At 27.8% G+C, this 19,279-nt stretch carries 18 protein-coding genes and 3 tRNA genes; 17 read left to right on the top strand and 4 right to left on the bottom strand.

The window, feature by feature from the left end; genetic code table 11:
- Positions 1–37 precede the first annotated feature (37 nt).
- The 6 genes from FPD38_RS02625 to FPD38_RS02600 all read left to right on the top strand — a co-directional run bounded on the left by FPD38_RS02625 (position 38) and on the right by FPD38_RS02600 (position 5,494).
- Positions 38–1,477, top strand: a complete 1,440-nt coding sequence (locus tag FPD38_RS02625) for an acetyl-CoA carboxylase subunit A (RefSeq protein ID WP_147555243.1) — start codon at positions 38–40, stop codon at positions 1,475–1,477.
- Positions 1,477–1,740: a hypothetical protein gene (locus FPD38_RS02620; protein ID WP_187153085.1), complete on the top strand. Its 264-nt coding sequence runs from the start codon at positions 1,477–1,479 to the stop codon at positions 1,738–1,740. Before FPD38_RS02625 ends, FPD38_RS02620 begins: the two co-directional genes overlap by 1 nt.
- Positions 1,737–2,453 (top strand): arginyltransferase, encoded by a 717-nt coding sequence (locus FPD38_RS02615; protein ID WP_147555241.1) that lies wholly within the window; start codon positions 1,737–1,739, stop codon positions 2,451–2,453. The genes FPD38_RS02620 and FPD38_RS02615 overlap by 4 nt, the downstream gene beginning before the upstream one ends.
- A gap of 18 nt (positions 2,454–2,471) precedes the next feature.
- Positions 2,472–3,278: an adenylosuccinate lyase gene (locus tag FPD38_RS02610; protein ID WP_147555240.1), complete on the top strand. Its 807-nt coding sequence runs from the start codon at positions 2,472–2,474 to the stop codon at positions 3,276–3,278.
- A gap of 106 nt (positions 3,279–3,384) precedes the next feature.
- Positions 3,385–4,548: a putative lipid II flippase FtsW gene (ftsW, locus tag FPD38_RS02605; protein WP_147555239.1), complete on the top strand. Its 1,164-nt coding sequence runs from the start codon at positions 3,385–3,387 to the stop codon at positions 4,546–4,548.
- Positions 4,549–4,735: 187 nt separating this feature from the next.
- The gene (locus tag FPD38_RS02600; RefSeq protein ID WP_147555238.1) at positions 4,736–5,494 is read left to right on the top strand and encodes a basic amino acid ABC transporter substrate-binding protein; all 759 of its coding nucleotides are present in this window, start codon (positions 4,736–4,738) and stop codon (positions 5,492–5,494) included.
- Here the strand turns inward: FPD38_RS02600 and FPD38_RS02595 are convergent, their stop codons facing one another.
- On the bottom strand, positions 5,495–6,760 hold the full coding sequence (locus tag FPD38_RS02595) for an aminotransferase class V-fold PLP-dependent enzyme (RefSeq protein ID WP_147555237.1): 1,266 nt from the start codon (positions 6,758–6,760) through the stop codon (positions 5,495–5,497).
- 255 nt (positions 6,761–7,015) lie between these two features.
- On the opposite strand from FPD38_RS02595, the gene FPD38_RS02590 reads away from it, so the two are divergent.
- The 5 genes from FPD38_RS02590 to FPD38_RS02570 all read left to right on the top strand — a co-directional run bounded on the left by FPD38_RS02590 (position 7,016) and on the right by FPD38_RS02570 (position 10,637).
- On the top strand, positions 7,016–7,669 hold the full coding sequence (locus FPD38_RS02590) for a DUF234 domain-containing protein (RefSeq protein WP_261798279.1): 654 nt from the start codon (positions 7,016–7,018) through the stop codon (positions 7,667–7,669).
- A 2-nt stretch (positions 7,670–7,671) separates the two neighbouring features.
- Positions 7,672–8,688 (top strand): fla regulon two-component system sensor histidine kinase FlgS, encoded by a 1,017-nt coding sequence (locus FPD38_RS02585; protein ID WP_147555235.1) that lies wholly within the window; start codon positions 7,672–7,674, stop codon positions 8,686–8,688.
- Between the two features lie 47 nt (positions 8,689–8,735).
- Positions 8,736–8,812: transfer RNA gene (locus FPD38_RS02580), tRNA-Arg, on the top strand.
- A gap of 76 nt (positions 8,813–8,888) precedes the next feature.
- Positions 8,889–10,145: a restriction endonuclease subunit S gene (locus FPD38_RS02575; RefSeq protein ID WP_147555234.1), complete on the top strand. Its 1,257-nt coding sequence runs from the start codon at positions 8,889–8,891 to the stop codon at positions 10,143–10,145.
- Positions 10,146–10,169: 24 nt separating this feature from the next.
- Positions 10,170–10,637 (top strand): tRNA (cytidine(34)-2'-O)-methyltransferase, encoded by a 468-nt coding sequence (locus FPD38_RS02570; RefSeq protein ID WP_147555233.1) that lies wholly within the window; start codon positions 10,170–10,172, stop codon positions 10,635–10,637.
- On the opposite strand, the gene FPD38_RS02565 is transcribed toward FPD38_RS02570, so the two are convergent.
- Together FPD38_RS02565 and FPD38_RS02560 are read right to left on the bottom strand one after the other, a co-directional pair.
- Entirely contained in the window at positions 10,634–11,362 is a 729-nt protein-coding gene (locus tag FPD38_RS02565) for an amino acid ABC transporter ATP-binding protein (RefSeq protein ID WP_147555232.1), read from the bottom strand. The two genes, FPD38_RS02570 and FPD38_RS02565, sit on opposite strands and share 4 nt — an antisense overlap.
- Entirely contained in the window at positions 11,355–12,107 is a 753-nt protein-coding gene (locus tag FPD38_RS02560; RefSeq protein ID WP_147555231.1) for an amino acid ABC transporter permease, read from the bottom strand. Before FPD38_RS02560 ends, FPD38_RS02565 begins: the two co-directional genes overlap by 8 nt.
- A gap of 228 nt (positions 12,108–12,335) precedes the next feature.
- On the opposite strand from FPD38_RS02560, the gene FPD38_RS02555 reads away from it, so the two are divergent.
- The 4 genes from FPD38_RS02555 (at position 12,336) to FPD38_RS02540 (ending at position 17,702) form a co-directional block, all read left to right on the top strand.
- A complete protein-coding gene (locus FPD38_RS02555; RefSeq protein WP_147555230.1) occupies positions 12,336–13,778 on the top strand; it encodes an alanine/glycine:cation symporter family protein in 1,443 nt (480 codons plus the stop codon).
- 176 nt (positions 13,779–13,954) lie between these two features.
- Positions 13,955–15,949, top strand: coding sequence for a glycine--tRNA ligase subunit beta (gene glyS / locus FPD38_RS02550; protein WP_147555229.1), 1,995 nt, complete (start codon positions 13,955–13,957; stop codon positions 15,947–15,949).
- On the top strand, positions 15,946–16,749 hold the full coding sequence (pgp3, locus tag FPD38_RS02545) for a peptidoglycan metallopeptidase Pgp3 (protein ID WP_147555228.1): 804 nt from the start codon (positions 15,946–15,948) through the stop codon (positions 16,747–16,749). Before glyS ends, pgp3 begins: the two co-directional genes overlap by 4 nt.
- Complete coding sequence (locus tag FPD38_RS02540; RefSeq protein WP_147555227.1) at positions 16,749–17,702, top strand: SAM-dependent methyltransferase; 954 nt, start codon at positions 16,749–16,751, stop codon at positions 17,700–17,702. Before pgp3 ends, FPD38_RS02540 begins: the two co-directional genes overlap by 1 nt.
- On the opposite strand, the gene FPD38_RS02535 is transcribed toward FPD38_RS02540, so the two are convergent.
- Positions 17,692–18,714: a bifunctional 3,4-dihydroxy-2-butanone 4-phosphate synthase/GTP cyclohydrolase II gene (locus FPD38_RS02535; RefSeq protein WP_147555226.1), complete on the bottom strand. Its 1,023-nt coding sequence runs from the start codon at positions 18,712–18,714 to the stop codon at positions 17,692–17,694. The genes FPD38_RS02540 and FPD38_RS02535 overlap by 11 nt on opposite strands.
- A gap of 96 nt (positions 18,715–18,810) precedes the next feature.
- Between FPD38_RS02535 and FPD38_RS02530 the strand changes: the two genes are divergently transcribed.
- Positions 18,811–18,885 (top strand) — tRNA-Gln (locus tag FPD38_RS02530).
- A gap of 22 nt (positions 18,886–18,907) precedes the next feature.
- Positions 18,908–18,983, top strand: a tRNA-Met gene (locus FPD38_RS02525).
- Positions 18,984–19,279: the final 296 nt, after the last annotated feature.

Genomic DNA, 19,279 nt, shown 5'->3' with positions numbered 1-19,279 from the left:
TTTTCTAAAATAAAATTACTATAAATAAGGTAAAGCAATGATACATAAGATTTTAATAGCTAATAGAGGTGAAATAGCAGTTAGAGTGATTCGTGCTTGTAGGGATTTACATATAAAAAGCGTGGCTGTTTATACTGAACCTGATTATGAGTGTTTGCATGTAAAAGTAGCTGATGAAGCTTATAGGATAGGCACTGATGCTATTAGAGGATACTTGGATGCTAAGAGAATAGTTGAGATTGCAAAAGCTTGTGGGGCTGATGCTATACATCCAGGATATGGATTTTTAAGTGAAAATTATGAATTTGCAAAAGAATGTGAAGAAGCAGGGATTATTTTCATAGGGCCAAAATCAGATGTTATCCGCAAAATGGGAAATAAAAATATTGCAAGATATTTAATGAAAAAAAATGGAATTCCTGTGGTTCCAGGCACTGAAAAACTTAATCATTGCACTTTAGAAGAAATAAAACTTCAAGCATTAAAAATAGGCTATCCTGTGATTTTAAAAGCAAGTGGTGGTGGTGGCGGTAGAGGTATCCGCGTAGTGCATAAAGAAGAAGATTTAGAAAAATCTTTTGAAGCTTGCAAAAGAGAAGCACTTAGCTTTTTTAAAAATGATGAAGTTTTTATGGAAAAATATGTAATCAACCCAAGACATATTGAATTTCAAATTCTAGCAGATAATTATGGTAATATCATCCATCTTTGTGAAAGAGATTGTTCTATACAAAGAAGACATCAAAAAATCATTGAAATAGCTCCATGCCCTAGTATTTCTGAAAAACTAAGAAAAACTATAGGGGTTACTGCTGTTGCTGCTGCTAAGGCTGTTGGGTATACTAATGTTGGGACAGTTGAGTTTTTGCTTGATGATTATAATAAATTTTATTTTATGGAAATGAATACAAGAATTCAAGTAGAGCACCCAATCACAGAAGAAATTACAGGAATTGATCTTATCACAAGGCAAATCCGTATAGCAAATGGTGAAATTTTAGATCTTGAACAAAGTGATATTAAGCCAAGAGGCTTTGCGATTGAAGCAAGGATTACGGCTGAAAATGTGTGGAAAAATTTCATTCCAAGTCCTGGAAAAATCACAGAGTATTTCCCAGCTTTAGGTCCTTCAGTGAGAGTAGATAGTCATTTGTACAAAGATTATATCGTTCCATCTTTTTATGATTCTTTACTTGCTAAGCTTATTGTTAAAGGATCAAGTTATGATAGTGCTGTTAATAGACTTGAAAGAGCTTTGAAAGAATTTGTGATCGATGATATTAGAACCACGGTTCCATTTTTGATTGCGATTACTAAAATTAGAGAATTTAGAAGAGGGTATTTTGATACTTCATTTATAGAAACACACATGGAAGAGCTTTTGGAAAAAACAGAAGATAGACACCAAGAAAATAAAGAAGAAGTTATAGCTGCTATTGCGGCAGCATTGCAAAAAATCAAAGAAAGTAGAGAATAATGAGTTTTTTAGATGAGTTAAAAGACATAAAAAAAGAGCTTCAAAAAGAGCAAAATTTAAATAAAAAACAAAAAATAAAATCTAGCAAAAGTGGTGTGAGTTTGAAAAATGCTGATTTAAATTCGCTTAAAAAAGAATTATCATCAAAAAATGAAGAAAAAAAGCAAAATCAAGAATTTGAAAATATATTTTTAAAACAAGAGCGTCTTGTGGATGAATTTATGGATTTTATAAAAAACAGTGATATTAAAAAGATAAAATGAATATTATAGGTTTTTGTACCTTGGAAGAAGAATGTCCTTATCTTAAAGATAGGATGTGTAGAAATGAGTATAATTATATCCCATTGATTACAAAAGAGCAAAATCAAGAGTTAGTTTCAAGGGGGTGGAGACGCTTTGGGTCGTATTTCTCAAGACCTATTTGCAATGATTGCAATGAGTGTCAAAATTTAAGAATTTTAACTCAAAATTTCCATTTTAGTAAAAGCTATCGCAGGGTTTTGAAAAAAAATATGGCAACTAAAATCATTTTACAAAAACCATCATTAAGTGATGAACATTTATTGCTTTATGAAAAATACCATCATCATCAAAAAAATAAAAGATCGTGGAAAATTTATGATTTAAATTTTAGAAAATATTATAATCTTTATGTAGATAATGCTCGAAATTTTGGTTATGAACTTGATTTTTATGTGGATAATAAATTAGTATGTGTGGATTTGATCGATATTTTAGATGATGGAATTTCTAGTATTTATTGTTTTTATGATCCTGATTTTTCGCATTTAAGTCTTGGAAAATACTCTCTTTTGACAGAGATTAAACTTGCTCAACTTAAGAAATTAAAATACATTTATTTGGGATATTTTGTAAAGAAGTGTCAATCTTTATCTTATAAAGCCGATTATAGTCCAAATGAAATTTTAGAATACACTAGTGCTTTAAATGAACAAGCATTTTTGTGGCGTTAATTTTATCGAGAGGATTTTATGCAAGTTGTTCAAACCTTAGAATCAGTTAGTGTTAATACTGATGATTTTTTAATGTTTAAATATTTCCAAGATCTTATCCGTAAAAATTTTTCTAAAGTTATAGGAAATAAAAATAAAACTTTATCTTTTTTTGTTGAAAATGAAATTCCTCAAAGAAGGTATTTTTTAAAACTTGTAAATCATAAATATAAAAAAGATACAGGAAATCAAATCGATAATCTTGCGTTTGCTCATTATAAAACCTTTAAATTAAATTTAGCTCAAGCAAATACTTTAAGACCTGTGATTTTTGCAAAGATTGGTTTTGCTCAAAAGAATATTTTAATTACTTTAAGTTCTAATGAAAAATTGTTTGCTGTATATTTAGAGCAATATTTTAAAGATCATAAAAGCTCGTACGATGAGAAAAATTGTATTTTTTCAGTAGAATACAAAGATGATAATACTTTAAATTTGTTAGAAATTCTAGCTAGTGTTAATGAGCATTTAAAATATTGTGTTGATTTTACTATTAATGAAGTCCAGCTTTTAGATTTTAGAAACAAAATGAAAAACAAAACCAATAATAACTGGAAATTTAATTCCCTAGCAAAACTTTTTGAAAATTATTTTCAAACTTTAGGATGTAATAGTAATGATGATTTTTCAACGATTAGACAAAATTATCTTAATCTAGTAAAAATTTACCATCCTGATAGACATCAAGGTAAAAGCAAAATCGAACAAGGCTATTGCAGAGAAGAATTTGAAAAAATTCAACTTGCTTATGAGAGCTTAAAATCTTTATATAAAAACAATACCTAAAAATGATTTATAAAAAACATTTTTATATTTATCAGTAAGTAAAATAACATCATTTTAAGTTGGAATTTATTAAAATTAAATTTTATTTTAAGTTCTAGGAAAATATTTGGTTGCTGATAGAAGATTGTTTTTTTTAAGTTGTATTTTAATCACTATAGGGATACTTTTTTCTTATTCTTTAAGTGCTTTTACTGTGCTTTATTTAGAATACAATGAATTTCATTTTTTTATCCGCCAGCTTTTTTTTGGACTTAGTGGTATTGGTATTATTTATAGCATTTCAAGATTAAATCCTGATAGCAAGCAAGCTCATTATTTAATGATGAGCATTTTATTGATTTCCTTTATATGTATTGCCATTTTACCTTTTTTACCAAATTTTTTAGCTACTGCTGCAGGTGGTGCTAAACGATGGATAAGACTAGGACCTCTTTCTATTTCTCCGGTTGAATTTTTTAAAATAGGCTTGATTTATTTTCTTGCGTGGTCTTATACTAGAAGGATTGATGATAGCAAAAAAGCTATTAAACATGAGGTTTTAATACTTATTCCATATTTTATATTAGCTAGTATTGTTATTGGTTATATTTATATGACGCAAAATGATTTAGGACAAAGTGTTATTTCATTTTTTTTGGTATTTGCATTAGCTTTTTTTGCAGGAGCTAGCAAAAGACTTTTTGCATTTGGTATTGTTATAGTTGGGATGATTGGTGTTTTAGTTATTTTAAGCAACCAAAGGAGAATTCAACGCATTGCAGCTTGGTGGGGGAATATTCAAGACGCCTTTTTACCTTTATTTCCAGATTGGATAGCAAATGTTTTAAGAGTTGGGCATAATAGCGAGCCATATCAAATTTCACATAGTTTAAATGCTATCGCTCATGGAGGCTTTTTTGGAGAAGGGCTTGGGCTTGGTACTTTTAAATTAGGATTTTTAAGTGAGGTGCATACAGATTTTGTATTATCTGGCATAACAGAAGAAATAGGCTTATTTGGTTTAGGAATAATTTGTCTTATTTATCTACTTGTAATACTTAGAATTTTTAGAATAGCTGGAAGATGTGAAAATAAAGTTCATTTTTTGTTTTGCTCCGGAGTTGCTTTATTGCTATTGTTTTCATTTTTTATGAATGCTTTTGGAATCATTTCTTTGACTCCTTTAAAAGGCGTTGCCGTGCCGCTTTTAAGTTATGGTGGTAGTTCTATGTGGTCTGTTTGTATTGGCATAGGCTATGTGTTGATGATTAGTAAAAAAGTAAAAATTTAAAAATATTGATAAAAATATATAAAAATAATCTTAAATAAAATATTTTTTATTTTATCTTTGAAAAATACATTTTTTTGATATAATTGCGTAATTTTAATACAAAGGAGAGATTATGGCAAAATACAGGCGTTTAAATAGATTTTAATTTATAAAAATGAAAAAAATATTATTTTAAAGGAAAAGAAAAATGAAAAAAATATTATATTTTGTTTTAGCATTATTTAGTATGTTGGCTTTAGGTGCTTGCTCAAGCGAAAAAAATCAAGCTAGTGTTTCTGAAGAAAAAGTTTATAAAGTAGGTATAGCAGCTAATTATCCTCCTTTTGATTTTATAAAAGATACAAAAATCACAGGTTTTGATGTGGATTTGTTAGAGGAAATTGCAAAAAGAGAAAATTTAAAACTTGAATGGGTAAATATGAGTTTTGATGGTTTAATTCCTGCACTAAAAGCTGGTAAAATAGACATGATAGCTTCTGCTATGAGTTCTACCCCACAAAGATTAAATAGCATGGATTTTAGCAATACTTATTTTAATACTAAAAATTTATACTTAAAATTAAAAACAGATTCTAGCATTAGTGATAAACAAAGCTTAGAAGGTAAAAAAATAGGTGTTCAACTTGGAACTATACAAGAAAATGCCGCTAAAGCTATACCAAATGCTCAAGTGGTAGCTGGCGAAGAAATGTTGGCCGCAATTTTAGCTTTAAAAGCTGGTAAAGTCGATGTTGTTTTAACAGATAAAGATATCGGTAAAGGTTATTTAAAAACTAATGAAGAGCTTGAAGCGTTTTTAGAAGAAGATGATGGAAGTTCAGGTTTTTGTATAGCTTTTGATAAAGGCAAAGATGCTGAACTTGTTCAAAAAATCAACTCAGGTTTAGAAAAAGTTAAAGCAGATGGTACCTACCAAACACTTATAGAAAAATACGATTTACAATAATTAGCTCAAAGCCTTGATACTTGATTTCAAGGCTTTGAAAAAATAATCCACATCTTCTTTTGTATGTGTATAATGAAATCCTACTCTTAACCAACCTGGTTTAAAATCTAATTTTTGATTATCTTTTAAATTTAATAAATCATGTCCATATGGTCCAGCACAGGCACATCCTGCTCTTGTTTCTATTTTATAATTTTTGCTTAATTTATAGGCTAAATCAAATGGAGAAAATCCTTTGATATTAAATGCAAATATAGGTAATCTTTGAGTGATATTTTTTGCGTATAAGATTATATTTGGAATTTCTTGTGCTTTTTGAAAAAAGTAATCGCATAGTATTTTTTCTTGTTTTTGTATAAAACTAAATCCGACATCTTCGCGTACTTTAAAAGCAAAACTTGCTCTGATTAATTGGATTATGCCAGGGGTTCCACCTTCTTCTAAATTTTCAACATCACAAAGATATTCTTGAGAGCTTCTTGAAACATACTCCACAGTTCCTCCGGCTGCAAAACTAGGTTTTTCTCCGCATAAATGCTTTTTTATTGCTAATAAGCCACAAGATCCAACCCCACCAAGTAGTTTATGCGGGCTAATAAATATTGCATCGTAAAAATTAGGATCTAAATTTGCATAAGGAGCTAGTGTTGATACATCAAAAGCAACGATTCCATTATATTTTTTAACTAAGGTATAAATTTTTTTATAATCACTAATGATGCCAGTGACATTAGAAGCTGCATTAAAACTTGCAATAATTTGTCTATTTTGGAATTTTTTAAGGCAATTTTCTAAAAAAATAAAATCAATTTCTCCGTTAGAATTTAATGGCACTCGCAAACATTCACACAAGGCCTCTCTAAAAGAAAGTTCATTAGAGTGATGTTCATATGGCCCTACTATCACTAAAGGTAATAAAGATTTATCTATAGATTGAAAATATTTTTTTTTAACAAGAGGTGGAATGTATAATCCTAATAATTCTTGAAATTTTTTAATAGCTGCTGAAGAACCACTCCCGCATCCAATTAATGCAAAACTTTCATCAAGTAAAAGATATTTTTTTAAATTTGCTCTTGCATTTTCATAATATTGTTGAGTTACAAAAGAATTTAAGGAGCTATCTGAATGAGTATTAGCATAGGTTGAGAGAATTTTTTTAATTTCTTTTTCTATATTTTTTAATGCTAAAGCACTAGCTGTAAAATCAAAATAATATGTATTTTTTTTTAAAATAATATCTTTTTTTAATTTTTCAATATCCAAAAAAATCCCCTAAAAATTTGTTAAAATTATAGCATAAGTAATAATTTAAAATAAGGATAGAGTATAAAATTTAGTGATTTTTCAAAAAAATGTTCATGTTTTGATATTGCTAAAAAATTTGATTTTTATAGTGTTTTTGATGAATTTAATTTTGATATTAATAAAGATTTATCCTTTAATATTTTAGAAAATTTCATCAAACAAAGCGATTTTATATTAAAACGATTAAATTTAAACGAACATTGTTTAAAGGCTTTGTATGTTTTAAGCAAAAATGATAGAAAAAGATATTCTGTTAATAAATTTATTCCGCATTTTAAAGCCCTAGGTGTCATCAATAAGCTTTTGGAAAAAGAAATTTTGATTTTAGAAAAAAGTCAAGAAAAACCTTTGATAAAAAATAAAAGACAAAAAATCAAAAAAGAGTTAAGAAAATACAGCATCCAAGATAAGCTAATTTTTAAAAATCAAGGCTTGAGATTTTTCTTTTACTTTATTTATCCAAATTTAGCTTTGGTGTATCAAAATAAATATGAAGAGTTGTTAAAAATAATTTTTTCAAATTTAGAAAATTATCAAGGATTTGCTTTTGAATTAGTATGTAAAGAATTTTTAGCAAAAAAATTACAAGTAGAGCAAGTTTTTAGTTTTTGGAATTATTATTGCGAGCTAGATCTTTACTATAATGAAGGTAATTTTTATGTCATAGGAGAAGCTAAATTTAAAGATAGAAAAATATGTAAAAATGTATTAAATATTTTAAGAAACAAAGCAAAAGAGCTAAAAATAAAACCAAATTTATATGTACTTTTTTCAAAAAGTGGCTTTAGTAAAGAAATTATTACAAATAAGGAGCATAATTTGCTTTTATATACTTTAGAAGATTTTATTTTTTTAACAAAAGGGTAAAAATGGATGAGAACATTTTAAAAAGTTTGGATTCTAGTGAAAAAGAAGATTTACAAAAAGGATTAAAATTTCTCATAGAGCAAACTTATGTGGTGGAAAATGCCTATAATCAATTAAATGAAAATTATACAGCTTTAATGCAAACTATGAATGAAGTTATAGAAGTTTTGCCTATGGCTTTGTGGATTTTAGATACTGATAAAAAAATCACACTTCAAAATAATCTAGCCAAGCAACAACCACAGCTTTTAGAAAATATTGATCTTACAAAAACTCATTATGAGTTAGAATTTGAACATAAATTTTATCTTATAAAGGTGACTTCACATGCTGATAAATTAATCGCCACTGCAACAGATATTAGCGATGAAAAGCGAAATGAAAGGCTTGCTAGTATGGGAACTATAGCGGCGCATTTAGCTCATGAGATAAGAAATCCAATTGGTTCCATTTCTTTATTAAGTTCAACTTTATTTGAAAGAAGTGAGTTAAAAAACAAGCATATTGTTTTAGAAATTCAAAAGGCGATTTCTAGAGTAGAGCGTATAGTAAATTCTACTTTGCTTTTTACAAAAGGAGTACATGTAAATTTAAATTATTTTAATTTAACAGATCTTAAAGAAGAATGCGAACAAGCTATTAATGCTTATAATTATTTGGTTAATATTGAATTTATTTTTAAATTTTTAGATGTGAGAATTTATGCAGATAAGGCTTTATTGGCTTTGGTTTTACAAAATTTAATTTATAATGCTATTGATGCTATTGAAGAAGATGACAAAGAAAATGGTGAGATTAAAATCATATGCGAAGAGGATGAGGATAAAATTTCCATTAAAGTATATGATAATGGGGTTAAAATCAAAGATAAAAATAATGTTTTTGAAGCCTTTAAAACGACTAAATTAAAAGGCAATGGCTTAGGACTTTCTTTGTCAAAACAAATTATTGACGCTCATGGTGGGATTTTAGGATTTTATAGTGAGCCAAAATGTTTTTTCATCGAGCTTAAAAAATAAGCTCGATAAGATAAATTTTAGTTTAAATAATTATAATTTTTATTTTTGTCCTCATAGCTCAGCTGGATAGAGCACAGAATTCCTAATTCTGAGGTCGCAAGTTCAAACCTTGCTGGGGACACCATAGATATTTGAGTATAAATTGAGTAAAAAATTATTGATAAATGATTCAAATTTAAAAATCCTAGAAATAAAAAACAATGCAAAACAACAAAATGACAAATTTACCGCAGGATTGGGAAGTTAAAAAGCTTGGTGATATTGTTAAATTAAAAAATGGTTTTGCATTTAAAAGTAATTTATTTTGCAATGATGGAATTCCTATTATAAGAATTAAAAATATACAAAATGAAAATATTATTTTGGATGATTTGGTTTTTTGTAATCCTAATGATTATAAAAATAATTTAGATAATTATTTAATATTTAAAAATGATATACTAATAGCTATGAGTGGTGCTACTACTGGGAAAATAGGATTATACAATTTAAATAATAAAGCTTATTTAAATCAAAGAATTGGTTTGCTAAGAATTGATAACAATATTTTAAGAAAATATATTTTTTGGTTTTTATATTGCAATAGTGAGAAAAATCTTACAAATGCTTTTGGCGCTGCTCAACCAAATTTAAGTACAGAACAAATACATAATATCCAAATCCCATTACCACCTTTACAAGAGCAAAAAAGGATAGTGGGAATTTTAGATGAGAGTTTTGCAAATATAGATGAGAGTATAAAAAATTTAGAGCAGGATTTGCTAAATTTAGATGAGTTAATGCAAAGTGCTTTACAAAAGACTTTCAATCCTTTAAAAGACACTACTAAGGAAAATTATCAACTTCCGCAGGATTGGGAATGGAAAAGTTTGGATGATATTGCAAATATTAAGGGTGGTAAAAGACTCCCAAAAGATGAAAAATTATTAGATTATAAAACTCCTTTTCCATATATTAGAGTATCAGATTTTCAAGATGATGGAACAATAGATTTGCATAATATTAAATTCATTAATGAAAAGACTTATAATATTTTAAGTAATTATCAAATTGATAATACAAATTTATATATAAGCATAGCTGGAACTATTGGTAAAAGCGGTATTATACCAAAATCATTAAATGGTGCTATTTTAACCGAAAATGCTATTAAGTTGGAATACAAAAATTATAATATTTATAATAAATTTATGTATTATTTTACAACTTCATCTTGTTTTAAAAATCAAGCAATAGAATCCACAAGAATTGTGGCTCAACCCAAGTTAGCTATTAGTAGATTAAAAACTATTCAAATCCCACTACCACCTTTACAAGAGCAAGAACAAATCGCATCATATTTAGATAAGCTTTCTTTAAATATCAAAGATTTAAAGCAAAATTATCAAACACAGATAAAAAATTTACAAGAGCTTAAAAAATCATTGCTAGATAGAGCTTTTAAAGGAAGATTGTAAAAAATATCATTTTAAGGATAAAATATGTTTCATATAGTTTTAGTTGAGCCTCGTATTCCTCAAAACACTGGAAGTATAGGTAGGATGTGCTACAATTCAGGGTTTAATTTGCATATTATCAATCCTTTGTTTAACATAGATGAAAAAGCCGTAAGAAGAGCTGGGCTTGATTATTGGAAAAAATTAAATCCGATGTCTTGGGATTGTTTGGATGATTTTTTAAATGAAAATATAAAATTTCAAGATAGATTTTTCTTTGCAACTACAAAAACAAATCAAGCTTATTTTGATGTTCGATTCCAAAAAGGTGATTTTTTGTTTTTCGGAAGTGAAAGTTTTGGTCTACCAGAGCAACTTATGCAAAAAAATTGGCAAAATGCTATCACTATACCTATGAAAGATTGCGGTAGAAGTTTAAATTTAGCTACTAGCGTGGGTATTATAAGCTATGAAGCATTAAGGCAAAATTTTCACTCTTTTAGTAAGAATTAATGATTTAAAACTTGATTTAAAAATTCTTTTAAACGCTCGTTTTTAGGATTTTCAAAGGCTGTTTTAGGATTTTCATCTACTGCTATAATTCCTTTGTCCATAAAAAAGATTCTATTGGCTACATTTTTAGCAAACCCCATTTCGTGAGTTACTACAAGCATTGTAAGACCTTCTTTTGCTACTTCTTTCATAATGTTTAAAACTTCACCAATCATTTCAGGGTCTAGTGCTGAAGTTGGCTCGTCAAATAAAATCACATCAGGATTCATCATTAAAGATCTTGCTATGGCGATGCGTTGTTTTTGTCCGCCTGATAGTTTGTGCGGGAAATAATTTTCTTTATCGCTTAAACCTACTTTTTTTAACAAATTTCTAGCTTTTTTTACTGCTTCTTCTTTGCTCATTATCTTGGTTTGCACAGGAGCAAGACATAAATTTTCTAAAACATTTTTATTGTTAAAAAGATTAAAATGTTGAAATACCATACTAACTTTTTGGCGTATTTGATTGATATTTGTTTTTTTGTCAAGTATATCAATATTATTTATAAAAATATTTCCACTATCTGGAGTTTCAAGTTTGTTTAAACAACGCAAAAAAGTGCTTTTACCACCACCGCTTGGACCTATGATGGCTATAATATCCCCTTTATTTATAGTTGTAGTGATATTTTTTAGTACTTCTAAATTTCCGTATTTTTTTACCAAATTTTCTATTTTAATCATGTTTGTTTAATCTTTCTTCTATGATTCTTGCAAAAAGAGTAAAAATCTTAACACTAACATAATACACAAGTCCTGTAAATATGATAGGTTTTGGATTATAATAAATTGCTTGTAAGCTTTTGCTTTGCATAGTTATATCCATAACGCTGATATATCCAACTATAGAAGTTTCTTTAAATAAAGAAATAAATTCATTCATTAAAGAAGGAAGTATGTTTTTAATAGCTTGAGGAAAAATGATCATTCTCATCGAAGTAGAATAGCTAAGCCCCATAGCTCTAGCAGCTTCCATTTGTCCTTTATCAACGCTTTGAATTCCACTTCTTACGATTTCAGCTACATAGGCTGAACTATTTAGTCCAAGAGCGATAATTGCGACATAAAAATTATCACTCCAAGTAGCAAATATAACAACAGAAAAAATTAACAATTGCAAAAGTATAGGTGTCCCGCGTATAATATCTATGTATTCATCTATAATAAAATTTAGGCTTTTAATTTCTAAAAATCTTAAAAAGGCGATCAAAAAACCAAGCACTATACCTATGCAAATACCTCCTATAGTAAGCCCTAAGGTAGTAAGATAACTTTTAACATAAGCTTGGGCTTCTATGGTGTATGCTAACTCTCCGGTGGCTAAGCCATTTTGATTTTTGATTTGTAAAATTTCTATAGGAAAAGAAAAATAAGCCCAAAAAATAATAATTGTAAAAAATACAAACAATTTCATCGTATTTTGTTTCAAAATATAACCTTATTTTTAAAATGTTAAAATTGATAAGTGTATAAAAATAAAGTTTTCTTTTTACTTAAAAGTAAGTTTGTATATAAAAAATAAAGAATATTTTGAGTTAAATTTATACATAGCTATAAAAATAAAAATAAAATAAAAATAAATTTATATTTTTTGATGACAAATTCATTTTTTTATGTTAAATTTAATTTGCTTTAAAAATGACATAAGGAGTTGGTTATGGATTTAATATCTCAACTGATTGATTTGATTAATGATAGGTATTATTCTATTTTAGTGTTTTTGCTTATCATTACAGGCTTTTACTATAGCTATGTAACAGGTTTTGTGCAATTTCGTATGTTGCCTTATGTGTTTGATATTTTAACCGAAAAACAAGAAAAGCATGAAAAACATCATATATCGCCTTTTCAAGCTTTGATGATTTCAACTGCTTCAAGAGTGGGTATAGGAAATATTGCAGGTATAGCAGTAGCTATAGTTTTAGGTGGTCCAGGTGCGTTATTTTGGATGTGGGCTATGGCGTTTTTTGGCGGAGCTTCAGCTTTTGCAGAAAGCACTTTAGCGCAAGTTTATAAAAGTCGTGATGGAAAAGGTTTTAAAGGTGGTCCAGCTTATTATATAAGTAAAGCTTTGAATCTAAAATGGCTAGGAGCTATTTTTGCTGTGATTTTAATCATTACTTATGCTTATGGTTTTAATGGTCTTCAAAGCCAGACTATGACTTCAGCTTTTGAATTTTATTACAAAGGTATGGCTGAAGCGAGCGAAGTGAGTTTTGCTCAAAGTTGGTGGCCAATTGTTATAGGTGGAATTTTAGCTATTTTTGCTGCCTTTATGTTTTTTGGAGATCATACAAAGATTGGTAAAGTAAGCTCTATAATCGTTCCAGTAATGGCTATGATTTATATTGGTCTTTCTATTATTGCTATGATGATGCATTATGAAAAAATTCCTGAAGTTTTTTCTATGATATTTAAAAGTGCATTTGATTTTGAAGCTATTTTTGGTGGTTTTGCAGGTTCAGCTTTGGTAATTGGTATAAAAAGAGGTTTATTTTCAAATGAAGCAGGTATGGGTTCAGCTCCAAATGCAGCAGCAGCAGCTCTTACAACACATCCAGCAAAACAAGGTGTTATACAAGCATTTTCTGTATTAATTGATGTTATTATTTGTACGAGTTCTGGATTTTTGGTTTTATTTTCTTTAGCTTATGCAAATAATATTGGAGTTGATGGCAAACCAATTTTAACAGCTTTACCTTTGGTTCAAGAATCTATGAAAGAATATTATGGAAATTTAGGAGTGCATTTTACTACTGTGAGTATAGTATTGTTTGCTATTACTTCATTGATAGGTAATTATTATTATGCACAAGCGAACATTAAATACTTAACTCAAAATCCTTTTATCATAAATATTTTTAAAATTAGCGCGGTGCTTATGATATTTATAGGCGCTAATATGGATTTAAAATTTGCATGGAATTTAGCTGATGCAACTATGGCTTTTATGGCTACAATTAATATCATTTCTATTTTATTGCTTGGCAAAATAGTTAAAAAAGTATTAAATGATTTTAGTGAGCAAAAAAAGCAAGGAAGAGATCCTGTGTTTAGTGCTTCAAAATTAGGCATTAAAAATGCAGAGTGTTGGGATTGATGAGTGATTTTATTATAATTGTTCTTTTTGTGTGTTTTATAACTTTTCTTGTGCTTGGCTTTAATCGCCAAATGCAAGAAAAGGCTAAACAAAGAGAGAAAAAACAAAAAAGAAAGAAAGATTTTTAAAAAAAATTGCTAAAATACTCTAAAAATTTTTAATCTTAAAGAGTTTGTATGAAGTTATTAATCGAAATAGGTATTGAAGAATTACCTGCTATACCTTTACTTAAAGAACTACCAAATATTACAAGAAAATGGCAAAATGTATTAAGTAATTATCATTTAAATTCTAATTTTAATTTTTTTTACACCCCTAGAAGATTGGTTTTTATTCATAAAAATTTCAAAGCAAAACAAGAAGATTCTTTTATAGAGTTAATTGGTGCTCCAAAAAATATAGCCTATAAAGATGGAAAATTAACACAAGCTGGGATAAGTTTTTTGGAAAAAGCGGGTTTAAGTGAAAGCGAAATCAGCTTTAAAGAGATCAAAGGAAAAGAAGTTTTATATTGTCAAAAACAAGTACAAGGCTTGGAAAGCAAAGAAGTTTTACCTAAAATGATAGAGGAGTTTTTAAAAAGTTTAAATTTTGGTAAAACTATGAGATGGGGCGATGGTAAGTTTGAATTTATTAGAGCTATTAGATCTTTATCTTGTGTGCTAGGTGATAAATTAATTGAATTTGAAAGTTATGGTGTCAAAAGTGCTATGAGTACTTTTGTCCATAGAAGTATAAGTTATGATTTAGTCGATTTTGAGAGTATTGATGAATATTTTAAAATTTTAGAAAAAAATTATATTGTATTAGATCAAAATTTAAGAAGAAAAATTATTATAGAACAACTTAAAGAGCTTGAAGATAAACACAATATTACGATTTCAGAAGATGAGGAGTTGCTAGCTGAAGTTGTTGCTATCACAGAATTTCCTAAAGCTTTACTTGGAAGTTTTGAAAAACAATATTTAGAAATTCCAAGTGAAGTTATCATTACTTCTATGAGAGAAAATCAACGCTATTTTGCAGTATTTAAAAATGGTGTTTTAAGCAATCATTTTGTTGTAGTTTCTAATGCGGTTTGTGAGGATTATTCTAAGATTATACATGGTAATGAAAAAGTTTTAAGAGCAAGATTGAGCGATGCTGAATTTTTTTGGAAAAATGATTTAGAACAAGGCTTAAACAATGAAAAAATTAGTAAAATGGTTTATCTTGAAGGCCTTGGAACTTTAAAAGATAAAGTTGAAAGAGAAAAGCAAATAGCACAAAAACTATGCGAAGTATTTTCAAATTCCAATAAAGAGCAAATTTTACAAGCTATTGAGTATTCTAAAGCAGATCTTAGCACGCAAATGGTGTATGAATTTACGAATCTTCAAGGAGTAATGGGTTCATATTATGCAAAAGCTATGGGTATGAGCGATGAAATAGTTTTGGCTATAAAAGAGCAATATCTTCCAAATGGAGATGATTCTGATTTGCCAAGTAATGAAATTTCATCCATAGTAGCATTAGTTAATAAATTTGACACCTTAATGGGGCTTTTTGCTATGGGTAAAATTCCAAGTGGAACTAAAGATCCTTACGCGCTAAGAAGAGCTGCAAATGGAGTATTAAAAATTATTTTAAATTTGAAAAAAGAATTTAATATAAAAGATTTTTTAAATCATATTACACAAGGATACAAACAATTTGATTTAAACATTTTACTTGATTTTATCTTAGAGCGTTTATATACATTTTATGATGTAAATGCTTCATTTATAAAGGCTGTTTTAAATTCTAAAAATTATGATATTATGCATATTGACTCATCTATAAAAGCTTTGATGGAAATTGTTAATGAAGGTAAATTTGAGCAAAATTTTGCAACTTTTAAGCGTCTTGCAAATATTGCCGTTAAGAATGGTGTTAAAGTTGATACAACTCTTTTTAATACTCAAGAAGAGCAAGATCTTTACAGTGCGTTTATAAAATGTAAAGAATGTAAAGATGATATTAGCATCTATTTGAAAAATCTTTTTGCGTTAAAACCACAAATTGATTCATTTTTTGATAAGGTCATGATTAATGATAAAAATGAATTTATTAAAAATAATCGCCAAGCTTTGGTATATGAAATTTACAAAGAATTTTTACAAATTGCTGATATCAAAGAAATTAGTCTATGAAAAAGATTTGTATTTTATTAATTTTGTTTTTAACCCTTAGTGCAAAAGAAATACAAATCACTAACGGACAAGCAATCTTTTTAGAATTTGATAAAAATAATTTCGCACAAGCCATTGAACAAGATAAGAATTTACCATATTTTATTTATAAAGATAAAATCATATTAGCACTTGCTATGTCTTATAAAAATCCAAAAGATAGAGAATTGTTGATTAAATTTAAAAATAATACTGAAGAAAAATTTTTTATCAAAGTCATTGAGGGAGCTTATAAAAAAGAAACTTTAAAGGTTGAAACCTCAAAAGTTAATCCTCCAAAAGATGTGTTAAATCGTATTAAAAAAGAATACGATATAGCGATGAAAATTTATAATACTTATACCAACGAGCAATTGTTTGAAGGAAAGTTTATTTATCCTTTAGATACTAAAATCACAAGTGAATTTGGAAAAGCAAGAGTATTTAATGACATGCTAAAAAGTTACCATAGTGGCACTGATTTTAGAGCAAATACTGGCACTAAAATTCAAGCAAGCAATGATGGTATTGTAAGGATAGCATCTAATAGATATTATGCTGGTAATTCTGTGGTAATTGATCATGGATATGGAATTTATTCACAATATTATCATTTATCTAAGCTTTTTGTAAAAGAAGGTCAAAGGGTTAAAAAATCTGACATTATTGGGCTTAGTGGCGCTAGTGGAAGGGTCACTGGGCCACATTTGCATTTTGGTGTTTTAGTAAATGGTGTGCAAGTTGATCCTTTGGATTTTATCAATAAATTCAATAAACTTTAATGATTACTTTTAGTCAATTTTTTAAAGATTGGAGCCAAAAATATTATTCTCAAGCTGTTAAAGTAGGTAAAGAAGGAGATTTTTATACAGCTGTAAGTGTGGGAAATTTATTCGGCGTTTTACTAGCTAATCATTTTTTAAAACTTCTTGATAGTAAAAAGATATCCTTGCCTATTGATATTATCGAAATTGGAGCTAACGAAGGGTATTTGATGCTTGATTTTATACAGGCTTTATATACTTTAAGAACTAAGGTATTGGAAAAAATTGAATGTCATATTATAGAACCTCATAAGAATTTACAAAATATACAAAAAGCTTTATTTGCAAATTATGATTTAGATATTAAAATACATAATTCTTTGAAAGAGTATTATTTTAAAAATGCTTTTTTTTATGCTAATGAGCTTTTGGATTGTTTTGCTTGTGAGCTTATTAAAGATGATCAAATGGCTTATATTAATGAAAAATATCAAATTTGCTTTAAAAAAGCTAATGAAGATATTTTAAATAAATGTCGCAAATATAATATAACTAATTCTGAATTTTGCATAGAATATCATTCTTTTTTAAAAGATTTAAAAAATAGTTGCAAACAAATGAGATTTTTATGTTTTGATTATGCTAAAAAACAGGAAAAAATAAGCACAAGAATTTATAAAAATCATCAAATATATGGTATTTTAGAAGTAAATTTGCAAGAATATTTTGGAAAAAGCGATATTACTTATAATGTGAATTTTGAACATTTTATGCAAAATTTGCAAGAAGAAAATTTTACTATTTTAGAGTTTAAAAACCAAAATCAAGCCTTGCTTGACTTTGGTTTAGAAGAGATTTTAAATTTAACAAAAGAAAAAGATGAGAAAATTTATAAAAATTTTCTCAAACAAAGTCAAAATTTGATTTTTAACTTTGGAGATAAATTTAAATTTTTAGAGTTTAAACTCTAAAATCGCTATTAGTTATATCTAAACCAAATCCTTTTAAACCTATAAATTCTTTATCATTATTTTGACTTAGTAATTTGATTTTTGAAATATTTAAAAATCTTAAAATTTGAGCACCAATGCCATAGTTTTTAAACTGCAATCCTTCTGTTTTTTCATTATTCATAAAGATGATAATGCCACCTTTTTTGCTTAAAAATTCGATTTGCTTTAAAAGTTCATTAAATTTATTTGAAGTTAAAAGCTCAAAATCACTACCGCTAAGATAAAATTTGACATTTTCATGTTGTTTAGGTTTGCCAAATACAAAAACAATATGTTCGTTTAAATTATGATCTTTAAAGACCATCTTTGTGGCTTCAAACCCCGCTAGGGAACTTTTTTCTTCTTGCATAAGCTCAATCAAACTTTCATTTTTTAAACGATATTCAATCAAATCAGAAATTGTAATCATATTTATTTGGTGTTTTTTGCAAAATTCTTCTAAATCTATTCTTCTAGCCATATCTCCATTATCTTTGACTATTTCACAAATTACACATGCTTCTTTTAAACCAGCTAAACGACACAAATCAACCGTGCCTTCAGTGTGACCGGTTCTTTCTAAAACCCCACCTTTTTTAGCAATTAATGGGTTAATATGTCCAGGTCTAACAAAATCTTGAGCACTTGCATTTTCATCTGCAAAAATTTTTATAGTCATATTTCTTTCCAAGGCACTTACCCCAGTTGTAGCATTTTTAGCATCAACTGTAACAGTAAAAGCAGTTTCATGGTTTGATGTGTTATTAGGCACCATCAAAGGCAAATTAAATTTACTCGCAAGTTCTTCACTTAGTGCAACACAAACTACACCTTTTGCATGAGTAATGGTAAAATTTATTTTTTCTTGCGTGCTAAATTGTGCAGGAAATATCAAATCTCCTTCGTTTTCCCTATCTTCTGCATCTACCATTACAAGCATTTTTCCTTCTTGTATTTCTTTAATAGCTTGTTGAATACTTATAAAACCCATAATTTTAATTCCTTGATAAATTTTATAAAATTATATCATTATTTCCTTGACAAAGAATATAAAAAAGTATATAATTTCAACTCAATTTTTAATTACTGGGGTATCGCCAAGCGGTAAGGCAACAGGTTTTGGTCCTGTCATTCAGGGGTTCGAATCCCTTTACCCCATCCACAATTATTTTAAATAATAATGTCGCGAAGTAGAGCAGTGGTTAGCTCGTCGGGCTCATAACCCGAAGGTCGGGAGTTCAAATCTCCCCTTCGCAACCATATTTGATTTTTTAAATTATTAATGTATATTTTAAAGTAATAATCTAAAAAGTTTTTCTGACACTTTAAGGTGTTTTTTATTTATTAAATATTATTTAATACATTCTATATTTTATAAAATCACTTTTGAATTCTTCGTTTCTTTTTGAACCTTTTAATTTTCTAAATATTTTGATAATTTTTACACCATGATATATTTAATTTTTATTAAGGTAACTCTTTATTTTTTAATTTGTATCCTCCTTCTCTTTTCTTCCACCTAATAAAACTTTAAGCTTATATAGATATAATTTCAT

The organism is Campylobacter volucris (genome assembly GCF_008011665.1).
Taxonomy (GTDB): Bacteria; Campylobacterota; Campylobacteria; order Campylobacterales; family Campylobacteraceae; genus Campylobacter_D; species Campylobacter_D volucris_A.
The sequence above is the reverse complement of the archived record's forward strand: the minus strand, read 5'-3'. Positions and strand labels throughout refer to the sequence as shown.

What these genes read in the sequence shown, in the direction of transcription:
- FPD38_RS02625 (WP_147555243.1), top strand. Translation starts at nt 38, where the DNA reads ATGATACATAAGATTTTAATAGCTAATAGAGGTGAAATAGCAGTTAGA.
- FPD38_RS02620 (WP_187153085.1), top strand. Translation starts at nt 1,477, where the DNA reads ATGAGTTTTTTAGATGAGTTAAAAGACATAAAAAAAGAGCTTCAAAAA.
- FPD38_RS02615 (WP_147555241.1), top strand. Translation starts at nt 1,737, where the DNA reads ATGAATATTATAGGTTTTTGTACCTTGGAAGAAGAATGTCCTTATCTT.
- FPD38_RS02610 (WP_147555240.1), top strand. Translation starts at nt 2,472, where the DNA reads ATGCAAGTTGTTCAAACCTTAGAATCAGTTAGTGTTAATACTGATGAT.
- FPD38_RS02600 (WP_147555238.1), top strand. Translation starts at nt 4,736, where the DNA reads ATGAAAAAAATATTATATTTTGTTTTAGCATTATTTAGTATGTTGGCT.
- FPD38_RS02585 (WP_147555235.1), top strand. Translation starts at nt 7,672, where the DNA reads ATGGATGAGAACATTTTAAAAAGTTTGGATTCTAGTGAAAAAGAAGAT.
- FPD38_RS02575 (WP_147555234.1), top strand. Translation starts at nt 8,889, where the DNA reads ATGCAAAACAACAAAATGACAAATTTACCGCAGGATTGGGAAGTTAAA.
- FPD38_RS02570 (WP_147555233.1), top strand. Translation starts at nt 10,170, where the DNA reads ATGTTTCATATAGTTTTAGTTGAGCCTCGTATTCCTCAAAACACTGGA.
- FPD38_RS02565 (WP_147555232.1), bottom strand. Translation starts at nt 11,362, where the DNA reads ATGATTAAAATAGAAAATTTGGTAAAAAAATACGGAAATTTAGAAGTA.
- FPD38_RS02555 (WP_147555230.1), top strand. Translation starts at nt 12,336, where the DNA reads ATGGATTTAATATCTCAACTGATTGATTTGATTAATGATAGGTATTAT.
- glyS (WP_147555229.1), top strand. Translation starts at nt 13,955, where the DNA reads ATGAAGTTATTAATCGAAATAGGTATTGAAGAATTACCTGCTATACCT.
- pgp3 (WP_147555228.1), top strand. Translation starts at nt 15,946, where the DNA reads ATGAAAAAGATTTGTATTTTATTAATTTTGTTTTTAACCCTTAGTGCA.
- FPD38_RS02540 (WP_147555227.1), top strand. Translation starts at nt 16,749, where the DNA reads ATGATTACTTTTAGTCAATTTTTTAAAGATTGGAGCCAAAAATATTAT.
- FPD38_RS02535 (WP_147555226.1), bottom strand. Translation starts at nt 18,714, where the DNA reads ATGGGTTTTATAAGTATTCAACAAGCTATTAAAGAAATACAAGAAGGA.